Genomic DNA, 15316 nt, shown 5'->3' with positions numbered 1-15316 from the left:
CGCGAGGGGGTCTGAAGGTTTTGTGCAGGGGGGTGCGAGGCGGTTCCGAGTCGTTCTCCAGCGGTAATGGAGAACCGCCCGGAAAACGGAACCGGGCCGGAACCGGAACGGAACCGGGCCGGCGCCGGGGCACCGCACCCGCGAACCCGCGGCGAAAGAGAGCACCCGGCCGCCGGACCGACTCGAAACCCCCTGGAGAAACAGTCCACACAGGCCCGCGGCCCGGCGCCAGGCCCTGCGTTTTCCCGGCCCGCCGACTACTGTGCCCGGAACTCGTTGGACACCCCGGTGCGAGGTCGGCATGGAGTTTGGGATTCTGGGTTCCGTGCAGATCCGCGACACGCGCACCGATCTGCGGATCGTGCCCGTGGGCGCCAAGCAGCGCGCCCTGCTCGGCGCCCTCGTGGTGAAGGCCGGCCAGGTCGTGCCCCGCGACCGCCTCGTCGACGAACTGTGGGGCGAGCACCCGCCGTCGAACGCGGCCAACGCCCTGCAGGCCCACGTCGCCCGGCTGCGCCGGCTGCTCCCCGCCCCCGCGCCCGGCCCCGGGACGCGGCACCACGAGGCACTGGCGACCCGCCCCACCGGATACGTCCTGCGCCTGGGCGGCATCGACACCGACGCACGCCGCTTCACCCGCCTGGCCGCCGAGGGACGGGCACTGCTGGGGGCCGACCCCGTCCGCGCGGCCGGCCTCCTGCGCGAGGCCCTCGCACTGTGGCGGGGCGCGGCCCTGCAGGGCAGCGGCCGCGGCGCCATCTGCTCGGCGCAGGCCGCCCTGCTGGAAGAGGGCCGGCTCCTCGCCCTGGAAGCCCTGTACGACGCGTGCCTGCGCGCGGGACACGGCCGCGAGATCACCGGCGAGCTGGAGGAACTGGCCATCGCCCACCCGCTGCGGGAACGCTTCCACGAACTGCTGATGAGCGCCCTCGAGCGGTGCGGCCGGCAGGCGGAAGCCCTCCTGGCCTACGAACGGGCACGCCGCACACTCGTCCACGACCTGGGCATCGAACCGGGCCCCGCGCTGCGCGCCCGGATGCAGGCCATCCTGCACCACCACGACCCCGGCGCGGCCCTCGCCTGCCCGCCACTGCCGCGCAAGCCGCCAACCGGCCCCGCCGCCGTACCGCCGCAGGCCCCCGGCCACGACAGCGACGTACGGCTGCTGCGGGAGGAGATCGCCCGGCTGCGCCTACGCGTCGAACGCCTCGCCCGGGAACAGCACGACCTGCTCGACCGCCTCGACCGCCTCATGCCACGCGAACCGTCCGGCTCACCGTAGCCCCGCCCGCCTGCCCGCCTGCCCTGCCTGTTTGCCCGCCTGCCTGTATCGGCCCGGCCGCCGGGCCCGGCCTTCCCCACCGGCCGGCGGACGGAGTCCCGGGCGTCCGGGACACCGCCGCACCGCGGACACCGCGGACGGGCCGCACCCCGTCCGCGGTGCGGACCCCGACGGACCGCCCGCAGACGACGAGGCCCGCGCACCGCACAGCACCGGGCCGGCGCACAGCACCGGGCCGGCGCCCTGTCCGTGCGGGTCCCGCGGGCGACGGTGCCCGCACACCGCGCCGGACCGGCGCCCTGTCCGTCCGTGGACCACCGCCGGGCCCCCCGGCAGACGCCGACGCGCCCCGTAGCCCTGATGCGCTGCCGACGCACACGCCGATGTGCTGCCGCTGCCGCCGACGCCCCACTGGCGTCCGCGCACCGTCGGTCGGCGCCGCACACCTCCAGGCCCGGCAGGCAAGGCGGCCCGCCACGGGCGGGCCGCCGGCCGCCCCGTCGCCCTCGCCACCGGCCCCCGCCCGTGCGGCAGTCGGCCGTGCGGCTCCCGCCCGTGCGGCAGTCGGCTGTGCGGCTCCCGCCCGTGCGGCAGTCGGCCGTGCGACCCCCCCCGTGCGGCACCCGCCCGCCCGCCCGGGCGCCGGCCTCGGTCCGGCCCCAGCCGTCGCCCAGGCGTTCCCGAGCGGTGTTCGAGCCGTGTCGGCATCCCGTCAGGGCGCTGACGGGGGAGTCCTGCACGATGCGCCCGGGAGTGCCACACCCGGGCAAGCCGCTCCGGCAGGATCACTGTGACCCGCGGTCCTGGCGGGGCGCGGCAGCGACTGCGAGGAGGACGAGACATGGCGAGGTCGAGCCGCCGGCGCCGTGCATGGATCCGTACCGACCGCCGCCCCACCGCACCCGCGCGCGCCGCACGGCCGCCCGGGCCGGCGCCCTGGCACCGCTGCGGCGCGCTGCTGGCCTCCGCCGCGAACCGGTCCACCGGACGCCACGTGGAACAGGCCTGGTGGCACTGGTACGGGCCGCTGGACACCGAGCGGTTCACCGCCGCCTGGCAGTCCGTCACCGACAGAGAAACGATTCTCCGCGCCGCCTTCGAAAGGGCCCCGAAACCCCGCCTGGTCTTCCACCTGAACGCCCGCCCCGAGGTCGTACGGCACCGCGCGGGCGCCGTCGACTGGGACGAACTGCTCGAGCAGGACCGGCTGCACGGCTTCGACCTGAGCAGCCCCGGCCCGCTGCGCATCACCCTCGTCGACACCGGCGTCCCCGACGTCACCCGGGTCCTGCTCACCTTCCACCACGGGCTGCTGGACGTCCTGAGCGTGTCCGTGCTGCACAACGAGTTCAGCCGCGCCTACCTCGGGGGCGGCGTGCTGCCCGGCGGCGAGCGCCGGCCGGACGTGCGGGACTGGCTGCACTGGCTGGAGTGCCAGGACACCACCGCGGCACGGGACTTCTTCTGCCGGGCCGTGCCCGCGGACACCTCCGCCGTGCTGCCCGCACGGCCCGGCCCGCCCACCGGGCAGCACGGGTCCGGCCGTGCCGAGGCCCGCCTGGCCGCCGCCGACACGGACCGGCTGCACCGGTGGGCGGCCGGCCGGGGCCTGCCGGACTCCAGCGTGCTGTACGCCGCGTGGGCACTGCTGCTCTACCGCGCGGCCGGCACGAGCGGACCGGTGCCCGTGGGCTTCGGCGTCACCGTCTCCGGGCGCGGCATCCCCCTGGAATGCGCCGAGCGGCTGGTCGGACCGCTGCGCAGCTGTCTGCCGATGACCGCCCTGGTCGAGGCCGGCCGGCCGATCGGCGGGCTGCTGGCGGACCTGCGCGACCGGGCACTGGACATGGCCGCCTACGAATGGGTCTGCCCCCGGCAGATCCAGGAATGGGCCGGCCGCCCGGCCCGCCGCCTGCAGAGCCTGGTCTCCCTGGAACCCGCCCCGCGCCCGCTGCCCGACCTCCAGGCCCGCCTCGCCGACGCCGGCATCCGCTTCGGGCACCGACACGCCGGCGGCGCACACCCCCTGCTGCCCGTCGCCCTGCTCCTGCGGGAGGACGCCGACGGCTCACGGCTGGTCACCGTCGTCCACGACCGGGCCCGCCTCGCCGACGCCGACGCCGACCTGCTGGCCGGCCAGTGCGCCCGGCTGCTGCGCCACCTGCCCGCCCTCGACGGCACCGAGACCGTCGCCGAGGTACTCGCCCTGCTCGGCCAGGACCCCCCGCCCCGCATCGCCCCGCCCCACTCCGGCCCGCCGCACTGACAGCCCCGTGGCGCACCCGACGCACCCGACGCACCCGACGCACCCGACACCAGCGTCCTGCACCCGCGTTGACCGCCTCCGCCCTCCGCCCTCCGCCCTCCCGCCTCCGCCCTCCGCCTCCCGCCTCCGCCCTCCGCCCTCCGCCCTCCCGCCTCCGCCCTCCGCCCTCCGCCTCCCGCCTCCGCCCTCCGCCTCCCCCCTCCGCCTGCGCCTCCGCCTGCGCCTCCGCCTGCGCCTCCGGCTGCGCCTCCGGCTGCGCCCTCCGCCCGCCGGGCCGTCTGCCCGCCCGCGCACTTCAGTCGCCCCCGCCTGCCTCCAGCCCCCGGGTCCCACTCGTCCGCCCCCCGGGGGAGGTCCCTGCCGTCCGCCGTATCCGCAACTCTCCCGCTCGGGCGGGGGAGTTGGCGCGGGCGCGTGCGCAGGTGCCGGGCCGTGGCCGGGTTGCCGGGAGGCGCGGCCTGCATGTGACCCGCGTCACCTGGTGGTGTTCTGGCGTCAGGGCTTTGCCCGTGTCACGATTTCTGCACGCCTTCCCTGCCCGAAAACATCTGCGAGGCAGCGGATTGAGTGCCGTATCGCCGGTCCGCGTCACCGCGGGACCGAGCCCCCTGTGATCCACGGCAGCCGGCCGTCTCCTCGAGGCGGCTGAAGTCCCTTTCCCCGCAGGGCCGGACGCGGCGCGCCCCGGCGCGCATCCGCCCGCCCGGCCCGCCACCGCATCACCTCACCTCACCCGCAGCCTCCGCCCGCCCGGTCTCGGCATGCCGTCTGACGGCACGTCAATTCAGGTGCGGTTCACGGGAGTCGGCGAGGACGGGTGGGGCCGGCGGGTGGGGGAGGGGCCCGTCCGGCAGGGTCCTGCGGCGTTCGACCGGGAACCGTGTCCGCCCGCCCGCCGGTCCGGCCGCGGGCGGTGCGGGCCGCCGTGAAGAACCTCGTCCACCACCACACCGAGGGAGGCGGGCGCAGGTGGCCTGCCGTCAGCCCCATGTCCCACTGCCCTTGCTGTCGAGACTCCAAAAGAAGTGGATTCCGGATATATGCCAAGGCTATGCAAACCGGCGATGAGCGCGCCGGAACATGTCATCACAGTGGAAGAGACTCTGGAATTTGCCGAAGAGGCGCATGCCGGCAAGCCGCAGCTTCCCTTGGCACTGCGCCTGATCCGCAACACGGGCGTGAAGAAGCGGCACATCGTCCAGCCCATCGAGAAGACGCTCCACCACCCGGGCTTCGAAGAGCGCAACCGCATCTACGAGCTCGAGTCGAAGAAGCGCTGCCCCGAGGTCATCGAACGCGCCCTGGCCAACGCCGAGCTGACGGCCCGTGACATCGACGCGATCATCTACGTGTCGTGCACCGGGTTCCTGATGCCGTCGCTGACGGCCTGGCTGATCAACAAGATGGGACTGCGCTCCGACACCCGCCAGATCCCCATCTCACAGCTGGGCTGCGCGGCCGGCGGAGCGGCCATCAACCGCGCCCACGACTTCTGCCTGGCCCACCCCGGAAGCAACGTCCTGATCGTCTCCTGCGAACTGTGCTCCCTGTGCTACCAGCCCACCGCCGACGACATCGGATCCCTGCTCTCCGACGGCCTGTTCGGCGACGCGGTCGCCGCCGCCGTCGTACGGGGCCTGGGCGGCACCGGCATCGAGCTGGAACGCAACGCCTCCTACCTCATCCCCAACACCGAGGACTGGATCTCCTACGCGGTCCGCGACACCGGCTTCCACTTCCAGCTGGACCGCCGGGTGCCCGGGACGATGGAACCCCTCGCCCCGGTCCTGCGCGAACTGGCCAAGGACCACAGCTGGGAGGCCGGCAGCCTCGACTTCTACATCGTCCACGCCGGCGGCCCGCGCATCCTCGACGACCTCGCCAAGTTCCTCGAAGTCGACCGCAAGGTCTTCCGCCACAGCTGGGCGACCCTGACCGAGTACGGCAACATCGCCAGCGCCGTCGTCCTGGACGCCGCCCGCCGGCTGTTCGAGGAGGACACCCCGCTGCCCGGCGCGACCGGTCTGATCGCGGGATTCGGACCCGGTATCACCGCCGAGATGGCGCTGGGCACCTGGGCCGACGACAGGCCGCCCAGCGCCGGCTGACCCGGCCCGGACCCCAAGGAAGCGAAGCGTATGACCGACCTCATCGTCCCCCCGGGCGCGGGGCGCAAGCTGATCACCCCGGCACAGAAAGTGACCTTCAAGGCCACCGAGGCCATGGGCTCCTCCATATCGATCTTCGAGGTGGTCGTGCCGCCCGGATTCGACGTCGGGGCGCACGTGCACAGCCACTCCCAGGAGTTCTTCTACGTCCTGGAGGGCGAACTGGACCTGCTGGCCTTCGAACCGGCCAGACGCACCGAGGACACCTGGCACGACTGGGAGTCCCCCGGCGGCGACCGCGTCGTCCGCGCCGGCGAGGGCGCCTGCATGTTCGTGCCCCCCAACACCCCGCACGCCTTCCGCAACGCCACCGGCAAACCCGCCCGGATGCTCTTCCAGAGCTATCCCTCGCCCGACCACGAGCTGTACTTCGAGGAGATCGCGCAGATCTGGTCGCGCGGCACCTCGGTGGACCCCGCCGCCGTGGAGGAGATGCGCAAACGCTACGACGTCAGCCAGATCACACCGCTGAGCTACACACCCCCCACGCTCCTGGCCGCCGACCCGGCCGCAGAGCCCGGCGCCTGACGGGAGACGACAGACGATGGAATCGATTCCCCTGGTCCACGCGAGTCTGGGAGAACAGGAACTGGCGGCCGTCGCCGAGGTGTTCGCCTCCGGCTGGCCCGCCGGCCAGGGCCCCCGGGGCAAAGCCCTGGAGGCCCGGCTCACCGCCCAGTACGGGGTCGGCGACGCCGTCGCGGTGAGCAACTGCGGCGCCGCACTGCACCTGGCCCTGCTCGCCCTCGGCGTCAAGCCCGGCGACGAGGTGATCGTCGCCGACTACACCTTCCCCGCACCCGCCCACGCCGTGCGCTACCTCGACGCGGTCCCGGTCTTCGCCGACGTACGCCCCGACACCGGCACCGTCGACCCGCAGGCGGTCGCCGACCTGGTCACCGCCCGCACCGTCGGCGTGATCGCCGTCGACACCGTCGGCATCCCCGCCGACTACACGCCGCTCCAGCAGATCGCCGACCGCCACGGCCTGTTCCTCGTCGAGGACGCCGCCTGCGCGGTCGGCGCCACCTACCAGGGCCGCCAGGCGGGCGCCCTCGCCGAGGTGGGCTGCCTGTCCTTCCACGGCCGCAAGGGCGCCACCAGCGGCGAGGGCGGCGCCCTGCTCGCCGCCGACGCGAAGATCGCCGCCGACGCACGGCTGCGCTCCTCCTTCGGCATCGGCAGCATCTTCGACATCAGCGACGTCGTCGGCCTGCCCATCCCGGAATTCACCGAGATCGGCTACAACTTCAAACTGTCCGACATCGCCGCCGCGATCCTCCAGGTCCAGCTGGGCCGGATCGACGAACTCCTCGCCCGCCGCGCCGCCGTCGCCGCCCGCTACGGCGAACTCCTCGCCGGCGAGGACCTCCTGACGGTGCCGCACGTGCCCGAGGACCGCACCCACGCCTGGCAGTCCTACATGGTCACCCTGGACGCGGGCGTCGACCGCGCGGCCGTCGCCGCCGAACTGCGCGCCCAGGGCATCGGCTGCGGGCACGGCACCTGGGCCACCCACGTGCAGCCCGTCTTCGAGTCGAAGCAGACCTGCCCGGTCTCGGCGGACCTCTTCCGCCGCAACCTCGCCATACCCATGCACGCGGAACTCTCCGCGGACCAGGCCGAACGGGTCGTGGCCGCCCTGCGCAGCGCGGTCCGCACCCACTCGGCGTCCTCCCGGGCCCTAGGAGGGGCAGCATGACCGACAGCGCGCCGTCACCGGACAACGTCCTGCGGCTGATCAACGGCTACTGGGCCACCGGCGTCCTGGGCGCCGCCGCCAGCCACTCGCTCTTCACCCACCTCGAGAACGGCGCGGGCACCGCCGCCGAACTGGCCGCCCGCGCCGAGATCTCCGAACGCGGCGCACAGACCCTCCTCGACGGACTCGTCAGCGTGGGCCTGGTCGAACTGGACCGGGGCCGCTACCGCAACACCGCGGAGGCGTCCGCCTACCTGGTCGACGGCCGGCCCGCCAGCCTGAGCAACTTCGCCAAGCTCAAGCTCTCCCACATGGGCAGCCTCACCGGCCTGCCCGACGTGGTCCGCGCCGGGGGACCGGTCAGCGAGGTCGTGGTGGAGGTCGCCAACAACCCGCACTGGCAGGAGATCGTCACGGCCATCGCCGCACAGTCGGTCCCCGCCGCCACCATCGCCGCCGACGTCCTCGGCCTGGCCGACGCCGGCGAGATCTCCATCCTCGACGTGGGCGGCGGCTCGGGCATCTACTCCGGCATCTGGCTCCAGACCAACCCGGCCGCCCGCGCCACCCAGCTCGACTGGGCGCCGATCAACGAGATCGCCCGCCGGCTCCTCGACGAACGCGGCGTCGCCGACCGGTTCACCACCATCGACGGCGACTTCCACGCCACCGACTTCGGCACCGCCCGCTACGACATCGCGCTGTACTCCCACATCGCCCACCAGGAGGGCCCGGAGAGCAACGTGGAGGTCTTCACCCGGCTGCGCCAGGCCCTCAAGCCCGGCGGCACCCTCGTCGTCAACGACTACGTCGTCGACGACGACCGCAGCGGCCCGGCCTTCCCGCTGATCTTCGCCTCGGAAATGCTCCTCAAGAGCAAGCAGGGCAGCACCTGGCGGCAGAGCGACTACCGCGACTGGCTCGTCAAGGCCGGCTTCACGGACGTCTCCTTCCACTCCGCCCCGCCCGCCACCCTGGTCCTCGCCCGCTAGCACCGCCCCGCCCGCCACGCTGGTCCTCATCCGCCGGCACCGCCCCGCCCGCCGCCGCCGGACGGCAGACGACCCGCCCGGCGTCGCCGGAAACAGGTGACCGGACCGCCGCTGCCGGACGGCGGACGACCCGCCCGCCGCCGGACGGCAGACGCCCCGCCCGGCGCCGCGCCGGAAACGGGTGACCGGGCCGGCGGTCCGGGCAACCGCGAACCGCAGGGCCGGCGCCCCGGCACCACCGCGACCGGTCCGCCGGCCCGGCAACCGCGAACCGCAGGGCCGGCGCCCCGGCACGACCGCGGCCGGTCCGGCGCCCCGGCACCACCGCGACCGGCCGGCGGCCCGGGGCCCGTGGACCACCCGACACCGCAATCCAGACAAGGACACCGCATATGGCACCCGTGAACGTCTCCGTCATCTACTACAGCTCCACCGGTACCGTGCACACCCTGGCGAAGGCCGCCGCCGAGGGCGCGGAGAAGGCCGGCGCGACCGTGCGCCTGCGCAAGGCCCGCGAACTGGCCCCGCCGCAGGCGGTCGACGCCAACCCGGCCTGGGCCCAGCACCTGCGGGACACCGCCGACGTCGCCGAGGCCACCCTGGACGACCTGAGCTGGGCGGACGCGGTACTGTTCGGCACCCCCACCCGCTTCGGCAACGTGGCCAGCCAGCTCAAGGCGTTCATCGACACCGCCGGCGGCCTGTGGCAGCAGGGCGGACTGGCCGACAAGGTCCTCTCCGCGTTCACCGCCACCGGCACCGCCCACGGCGGCCAGGAGTCCACCATCCTGGCGCTGAGCAACACCTTCTACCACTGGGGCGGCATCATCGTGCCGCCCGGCTACACCGACCCCATCCAGTTCCAGACGGGCAACCCCTACGGCACCTCGCACGTCTCGGGCATCGGCGGGGCCGGCTCCGCGCCCGGCGAAGCGGTGCTGGCGGCCGCCGCCCACCAGGCCCGGCGCGTCGCGGAGACCGCGGCAGCCCTCAAGGCCGGCCGCGCCGCCTCCTGACGGCCCCGGCCGCACTCCTGCCCGCGGCCGGCACCCGCCCCGGGGCCTTGCGGGCGGCACCGCCCCGCCTCGGCGCGGCACTCCCACCCCGGGCCACCCGGAGCGGCACGCCCACCCGGGGCCTGCATACCGGCCCCGGGGCAACACCCCGCCCTCGGGCGGGCATCCCTCGCCGTACCTGCCGCGCGCAGTGCCGCCGCGCGCGGCGGCATCCCGCACCCGCCGGCGTCAGCCCGAACGTCCATCGCCCACCGCAAAGGAGCAGCCCCGATGAAGGGCTCTGTGGCCTACCGATCGATACAGAAGCGCGGTCTTCACATCGGCCTGCTGCCGGCCATGGCCGCGGCCGTCAACGGTGCGACGCCGATCACCCTCGACCACGATCTCGACGTCCTGCCCGAGGTGGGCCGGAACCTGACGGTCTCCCGGCTCGCCGACCTCGTGGACGACCTCGCGGCCCGGCTGTGGGCGGCGGGCGTGCGGCCCGACGAGCACATCGTGGTCCACAAGAAGGCCAACGCCGACGTGTGGGTGCTGGCCTGCGCCGCGTCCCGGATCGGCGCCATCCCGGTGATGCTCTCGCCCGGCCTGGACGCCAGGACGGTGGGCGCCCTGCTGGAACGCGTCGGCCGTCCCAACCTGCTGACCGACGAGCACAAACTCGACGTCCTGGCCGAGGTGCCGGTGGCGGAGCTGACCCGGCGGGTGATCATCGTCTCCGGTGAACGGCCGGGAGCGCAGTCGCTCGGCAAGTTCGCCGGCGCGCCGCGGGTGCGGCCGGTGGTGCGGCCGATCGACGAGGCCGCCGTGATCACCCACACGTCCGGCACGACCGGACTGCCCAAGCTGGTCGTGCACACCCCCCGCACCCAGGGCATCCGGCTCAAGCCGCAGTGGCGGCTGCTCTCCCTGATGCGCGAGCCGGAGACCGTCGCGGTGCACATCTCCTTCGTGCACTCGCGCATGGTCGCGGCGATGGCCCTGGCCCTGCTGCGGGAGATGCCGGTCCTGCTGATGAACGAGTCGGACCCCGACACGGTCGCCGAACTCTTCCTGCGCAACCGGCCCGGGTTCATCGAGGCGCTGCCCAACTCGCTGATGGAGTGGGAGAGCCTGGCCGAGGACCCCCGCAAGCCGTTCGCCTCGGTGAAGTACTTCAGCAGCACCTTCGACGCGATCCACCCCGGCACGATGAGCCGGCTGCTGAAGTCCTCCGAGCGGCGCGGCGCGTTCTTCTTCCAGATCTACGGGCAGAGCGAGGTCGGGCCCGCCGTCGGCCGCGCCTACTTCCGCGGCTCCGCCCACAAGGCCAACGGCCGCTGCGTGGGCTGGCAGATGCCCGGGGGCGCGGCGAAGGTCCGGGTGGTGAACCGGGACGGCGAGCGGCCCTCGGAGAAGAACCCCGGCTTCATCGAGGTCGCCTGGCCGGGCCTGGCCAAGACGTACTTCGCCGAGCAGGACCGCTACGACACCAACCGCTTCGGCGACTGGTGGCGCACCGGCGACGTCGGCTACTTCACCCGGTTCGGCTGCCTGCACATGCTCGACCGCGAGGTCGACATGATCCCCGGCGTCCGCAGCTCCCTGGAGGTCGAGGACCTCGTCCTGAGCAAGCTGCCCGAACTGAGCGAACTGGTCGTCATCCAGGGCCCCGCCGCCGAGGCGATCCCGGTGATCTGCACCCGCGACGACCAGCCGCTGGACCCCGCGCGCTGGCGCAAGGCCGTCGCCGGATTCCCCCAGCTGGCCGACCCCGTCCAGATCCCCCAGGCCGAACTGCCGCGCACCGCCACGCTCAAGGTGCAGCGGCTCGCACTGGCCGACCGGATCAAGGACCAGCTGAAGAACCGGACATGACCCGCGATTAGCAAGCCGCCCGCGCACCGCGGCCGCGGAGCGCGGCTGGGGCCGGGGCCGCCGCGACGGCAATCCGGCTCCCGGCCCCAGCCCTGGCTTCCGGCCCCCGGCCCCGGCCTTGGTCCCGGCCTTGGTCCCGGCCCTGGCTTCCGGCTTCTGGCCCCCGACCCTGCCTCTGGCCTGGCCTTGCCCCCGGCCCGGCTTGCCCCCGGCCTTAGCCCCGGCCCTGCTCCCGGTCTTGGCCTTGGCCCGGCTTGCCCCCGGCCTTAGCCCCGGCCTTGGCCCCCGGCCCCGGCCTTGGCCCCGCGCGAGCCGGTAGCCCGGGCCGCGGCCGAGCCGGCCGCGAAGCCCCGCAGCCGCGCAGCTCCGCGCACCACCCGTCGCCCGTGTCCGCCCACCACCGTCCTGGAGTGTCATGTCCCGCCGCCTGTTCACCTCGGAATCCGTGACCGAGGGACATCCCGACAAGATCGCCGACCAGATCAGCGACACCGTCCTGGACGCCCTGCTGCGCCAGGACCCCACCTCCCGCGTCGCGGTCGAGACCCTGATCACCACCGGCCAGGTGCACATCGCCGGCGAGGTGACGACCTCCGCCTACGCCGACATCGCCACCCTGGTCCGCCAGAAGATCCTCGACATCGGCTACGACTCCTCGGCCAAGGGATTCGACGGCGCCTCGTGCGGCGTCTCGGTGTCCATCGGCGCACAGTCGGCCGACATCGCCCAGGGCGTCGACACCGCCTACGAGGTCCGCGTCGACACCGGCCGCGGCGACCACGCCGAGCACGCCGAGGACGATGAGCGCGCCGAGGACGAACTGGACCGGCAGGGCGCGGGCGACCAGGGCCTGATGTTCGGCTACGCCAGCGACGAGACCCCCACCCTGATGCCGCTGCCGATCGAGCTGTCCCACCGCCTGGCCCGCCGTCTGACCGAGGTCCGCAAGGACGGCACCGTCCCCTACCTGCGCCCGGACGGCAAGACCCAGGTCACCGTCGAGTACGAGGGCAGCCGCCCGGTCCGCCTGGACACCGTCGTGGTCTCCTCCCAGCACGCGAGCGACATCGACCTCGACGCCCTGCTCACCCCCGACATCCGCACCCACGTCGTCGAACCCGTCCTGGCCCGGCTCGCCGACGACGGCATCAAACTGGAGACCGACGACTACCGCCTCCTGGTCAACCCCACCGGCCGCTTCGAGATCGGCGGCCCGATGGGCGACGCCGGCCTCACCGGCCGCAAGATCATCATCGACACCTACGGCGGCATGGCCCGCCACGGCGGCGGCGCCTTCTCCGGCAAGGACCCCTCCAAGGTCGACCGCTCGGCCGCCTACGCGATGCGCTGGGTCGCCAAGAACGTCGTCGCCGCCGGCCTCGCCACGCGGTGCGAGGTACAGGTGGCGTACGCGATCGGCAAGGCCGAACCGGTCGGCCTGTTCGTGGAGACCTTCAACACCAGCACGGTCCCCGCCGAGAAGATCGAGGACGCCATCACCGCCGTCTTCGACCTGCGCCCCGCCGCGATCATCCGCGACCTCGACCTGCTGCGCCCGATCTACGCCCAGACCGCCGCCTACGGCCACTTCGGCCGCGAGCTGGCGGACTTCACCTGGGAGCGCACCGACCGGGCCGACGCCCTGCGCGCGGCGGTCGCCGCGAGCTGACCGGACAGCGCCGCGAGAGAACACCGCGGCGCCCGGACCGGCGGGGAGCGGTGGCACCCCCCGTCCCACCGCTCCCCGCTTCCCCGCTGCTTCCTGCCCCCGCTTCCTTCGCTCCCGCTTTCTTCGCCCGCCGGCCCACTCGCCGCCCCGGGCGCCGGCCGGACCGTCCCGCCCAGAGGCCCAAGGAGCACGTGCCGTGCGTATCGCCGTGACCGGATCGATCGCGACCGACCACCTGATGGTGTTTCCCGGACGCTTCACCGAACAGCTGATCAAGGACCAGCTGGAGCGGGTCTCCCTGTCCTTCCTCGCCGACCGGCTGGAGGTGCACCGCGGCGGCGTCGCCGCCAACATCACCTTCGGCCTCGGCCTGCTGGGCTGCGACCCGCTCCTGGTCGGCGCGGCGGGCACGGACTTCGCCGAGTACGGCGCCTGGCTGCGGGCCGCCGGCGTCGACACGTCCGCGGTGCGGGTCAGCGACACCCTGCACACCGCGCGTTTCGTGTGCACCACCGACGCCGACCAGAACCAGATCGCCACCTTCTACGCCGGCGCCATGGCCGAGGCCGCGGACATCGACCTGGCCGACACCGCCCGCCGCACCGGCCTGGCGCTCGTCCTGGTCGGCGCCGACGACCCCGCGGCCATGCTGCGGCACACCGCCGCCGCCCACCGCCTGGGCATCCCCGTCGCCGCCGACCCCTCCCAGCAGCTGGCCCGCCTCGACCGCGAACAGGCCCGCCGGCTGGTCGAGGGAGCGACGTGGCTGTTCACCAACGCCTACGAGGCCGCCCTGCTGAAGGAGCGCACCGGCTGGAGCGAGGAGGACCTCCTCGAGCGGACCGGCACCTGGATCACCACGCTGGGCGCCGACGGGGTGACCCTGGCCCGCTCCGGCGCCCCCCTCCTGCACATACCGGCCGTGCCCGCCGAGAAGATCGCCGACCCCACCGGCGCCGGCGACGCCTTCCGGGCCGGGTTCCTCGCCGGACTGGCCTGGCAGTGGCCGCACGAACAGGCCGCCCGGCTCGGCTGCGCCCTGGCCACCACCGTGCTCGAATCGGTCGGCACCCAGGAGTACAAGCTCCTCGCCGCCGACCTGATCGCCCGCATCGCCCGGACCTACGGCGACGACGCGGCCCGCGCCGCCGAACCCCGCCTGGCAGGCGTGTCATGAACCCCGACCAGCCCCGCCCCGCCGCCGGCACGCAGGGCACGCAAGGCACGCTGGGCACGCAGGGCAGGCTGGGCACGCAGGGCACGGGGGCGCGGGAACAGCCCCCCGCCCCGCGGCACTTGCCGCAGCAGACAGCCCCGCAGCCGGCAGTCCCGCAGTCGGCAGCCCTGCGGGCGGCAGCCTCGCGGGCGGACCGTCCCAGTGCCGTGAGGGCGCCCGTGACGACGTTCTCCTTCGAGTTCTTCCCGCCGAAGACGGCCGCCGGGGAGCGGACACTGTGGAAGGCGATCCGCCGGATCGAGCCGCTGCGCCCGGACTTCGTGTCCGTGACCTACGGCGCCGGCGGCTCCTCCCGGGACCGCACGGTGGCCGTCACCCGGCGCATCGCCGCCGAGACGACCCTGCGCCCCGTCGCCCACCTGACCGCCGTCGGCCACCCGGTCGCCGAACTGCGCCACATCATCGGCCGGTACGCGGACGCCGGCATCCGCGACGTCCTGGTCCTGCGCGGCGACCCGCCGGGCGACCCCAAGGGCGCCTGGACGGCACACCCGCGCGGCTTCGCCTACGCCTACGAACTGGTCGAACTGGTCCGCTCGCTGGGCGACTTCAGGATCGGGGTGGCCGCGTTCCCCGAGCGCCACCCCCGCTCGCGCGACTGGGAGTCCGACATCCGGCACTTCGTCGCCAAGTGCAGGGCGGGCGCCGACTACGCGATCACCCAGATGTTCTTCCACGTGGAGGACTATCTGCGGCTGCGCGACCGGGTCGCGGCCGCCGGCTGCGACATCCCGATCATCCCGGAGATCATGCCGGCCACCGACCACCGGCAGATCGCCCGTTTCGCCGAACTCTCCGACGCGGCCTTCCCCGAGGCCCTCGCCGCCCGCCTGCACGCGGCCCGCGAGGACCCGCGGGACGCGCACCGCATCGGCGTCGAGTACGCCACCGCCATGGCCGAACGCCTTCTCGCCGAAGGCGCCCCCGGCCTGCACTACATCACCCTCAACAAGTCCACGGCGGCTCTGGACATCCACCGCAACGTCCTGAGTTCGACGAGCGCAAGGATCCCCCATGCCTGCTGAGCCCACCGACTTCAAGGTCGCCGATCTCTCCCTGGCCGCTTTCGGCCGCAAGGAGATCACCCTGGCCGAGCACGAGATGCCCGGCCTGATGTCGATCCGCAG

The 15316-nt window shown here is 74.0% G+C and carries 12 protein-coding genes; all 12 read left to right on the top strand.

The features are described from left to right. Positions 1-325 precede the first annotated feature (325 nt). Positions 326-1282: a BTAD domain-containing putative transcriptional regulator gene (locus tag ACIRPU_RS43825; protein WP_403878683.1), complete on the top strand. Its 957-nt coding sequence runs from the start codon at positions 326-328 to the stop codon at positions 1280-1282. Positions 1283-2123: 841 nt separating this feature from the next. Beyond that, positions 2124-3548 carry a condensation domain-containing protein gene (locus ACIRPU_RS43820; protein ID WP_403878680.1) on the top strand — a complete coding sequence of 475 codons (1425 nt, stop codon included), beginning with the start codon at positions 2124-2126 and terminating at the stop codon, positions 3546-3548. Positions 3549-4588: 1040 nt separating this feature from the next. After that, positions 4589-5656, top strand: coding sequence for a type III polyketide synthase (locus ACIRPU_RS43815; RefSeq protein WP_384124836.1), 1068 nt, complete (start codon positions 4589-4591; stop codon positions 5654-5656). A 30-nt stretch (positions 5657-5686) separates the two neighbouring features. Further along, positions 5687-6244: a cupin domain-containing protein gene (locus ACIRPU_RS43810; RefSeq protein WP_403878677.1), complete on the top strand. Its 558-nt coding sequence runs from the start codon at positions 5687-5689 to the stop codon at positions 6242-6244. Positions 6245-6260: 16 nt separating this feature from the next. Beyond that, a complete protein-coding gene (locus ACIRPU_RS43805; protein ID WP_403878674.1) occupies positions 6261-7418 on the top strand; it encodes a DegT/DnrJ/EryC1/StrS family aminotransferase in 1158 nt (385 codons plus the stop codon). Further along, a complete protein-coding gene (locus tag ACIRPU_RS43800; RefSeq protein ID WP_403878670.1) occupies positions 7415-8410 on the top strand; it encodes a methyltransferase in 996 nt (331 codons plus the stop codon). The genes ACIRPU_RS43805 and ACIRPU_RS43800 overlap by 4 nt, the downstream gene beginning before the upstream one ends. A gap of 392 nt (positions 8411-8802) precedes the next feature. Beyond that, positions 8803-9426 (top strand): NAD(P)H:quinone oxidoreductase, encoded by a 624-nt coding sequence (gene wrbA, locus ACIRPU_RS43795; RefSeq protein ID WP_385570150.1) that lies wholly within the window; start codon positions 8803-8805, stop codon positions 9424-9426. Positions 9427-9696: 270 nt separating this feature from the next. Next, the gene (locus ACIRPU_RS43790) at positions 9697-11283 is read left to right on the top strand and encodes a class I adenylate-forming enzyme family protein (protein ID WP_403878666.1); all 1587 of its coding nucleotides are present in this window, start codon (positions 9697-9699) and stop codon (positions 11281-11283) included. A 415-nt stretch (positions 11284-11698) separates the two neighbouring features. Next, a complete protein-coding gene (metK, locus tag ACIRPU_RS43785; protein ID WP_403878663.1) occupies positions 11699-12952 on the top strand; it encodes a methionine adenosyltransferase in 1254 nt (417 codons plus the stop codon). Between the two features lie 196 nt (positions 12953-13148). Next, the gene (locus tag ACIRPU_RS43780) at positions 13149-14129 is read left to right on the top strand and encodes a carbohydrate kinase family protein (protein WP_403878660.1); all 981 of its coding nucleotides are present in this window, start codon (positions 13149-13151) and stop codon (positions 14127-14129) included. A gap of 218 nt (positions 14130-14347) precedes the next feature. After that, positions 14348-15214 carry a methylenetetrahydrofolate reductase [NAD(P)H] gene (metF, locus tag ACIRPU_RS43775; protein WP_403878657.1) on the top strand — a complete coding sequence of 289 codons (867 nt, stop codon included), beginning with the start codon at positions 14348-14350 and terminating at the stop codon, positions 15212-15214. Further along, positions 15204-15316: adenosylhomocysteinase (locus ACIRPU_RS43770; protein WP_385570159.1), on the top strand; the 113-nt coding region annotated here is incomplete at its 3' end. The genes metF and ACIRPU_RS43770, both read left to right, overlap by 11 nt.

Origin of the sequence: Streptomyces sp. NPDC102259 (assembly GCF_044766465.1) — a bacterium.
Lineage (GTDB): Bacteria > Actinomycetota > Actinomycetes > Streptomycetales > Streptomycetaceae > Streptomyces.
Note: the sequence above shows the minus strand (reverse complement) of the source record. Positions and strands in the feature narration are given on the sequence as shown.

Coding starts and splice junctions, on each gene's coding strand:
- ACIRPU_RS43820 (WP_403878680.1), top strand. CDS start 2,124: ATGGCGAGGTCGAGCCGCCGGCGCCGTGCATGGATCCGTACCGACCGC.
- ACIRPU_RS43815 (WP_384124836.1), top strand. CDS start 4,589: ATGCCAAGGCTATGCAAACCGGCGATGAGCGCGCCGGAACATGTCATC.
- ACIRPU_RS43810 (WP_403878677.1), top strand. CDS start 5,687: ATGACCGACCTCATCGTCCCCCCGGGCGCGGGGCGCAAGCTGATCACC.
- ACIRPU_RS43805 (WP_403878674.1), top strand. CDS start 6,261: ATGGAATCGATTCCCCTGGTCCACGCGAGTCTGGGAGAACAGGAACTG.
- ACIRPU_RS43800 (WP_403878670.1), top strand. CDS start 7,415: ATGACCGACAGCGCGCCGTCACCGGACAACGTCCTGCGGCTGATCAAC.
- wrbA (WP_385570150.1), top strand. CDS start 8,803: ATGGCACCCGTGAACGTCTCCGTCATCTACTACAGCTCCACCGGTACC.
- ACIRPU_RS43790 (WP_403878666.1), top strand. CDS start 9,697: ATGAAGGGCTCTGTGGCCTACCGATCGATACAGAAGCGCGGTCTTCAC.
- metK (WP_403878663.1), top strand. CDS start 11,699: ATGTCCCGCCGCCTGTTCACCTCGGAATCCGTGACCGAGGGACATCCC.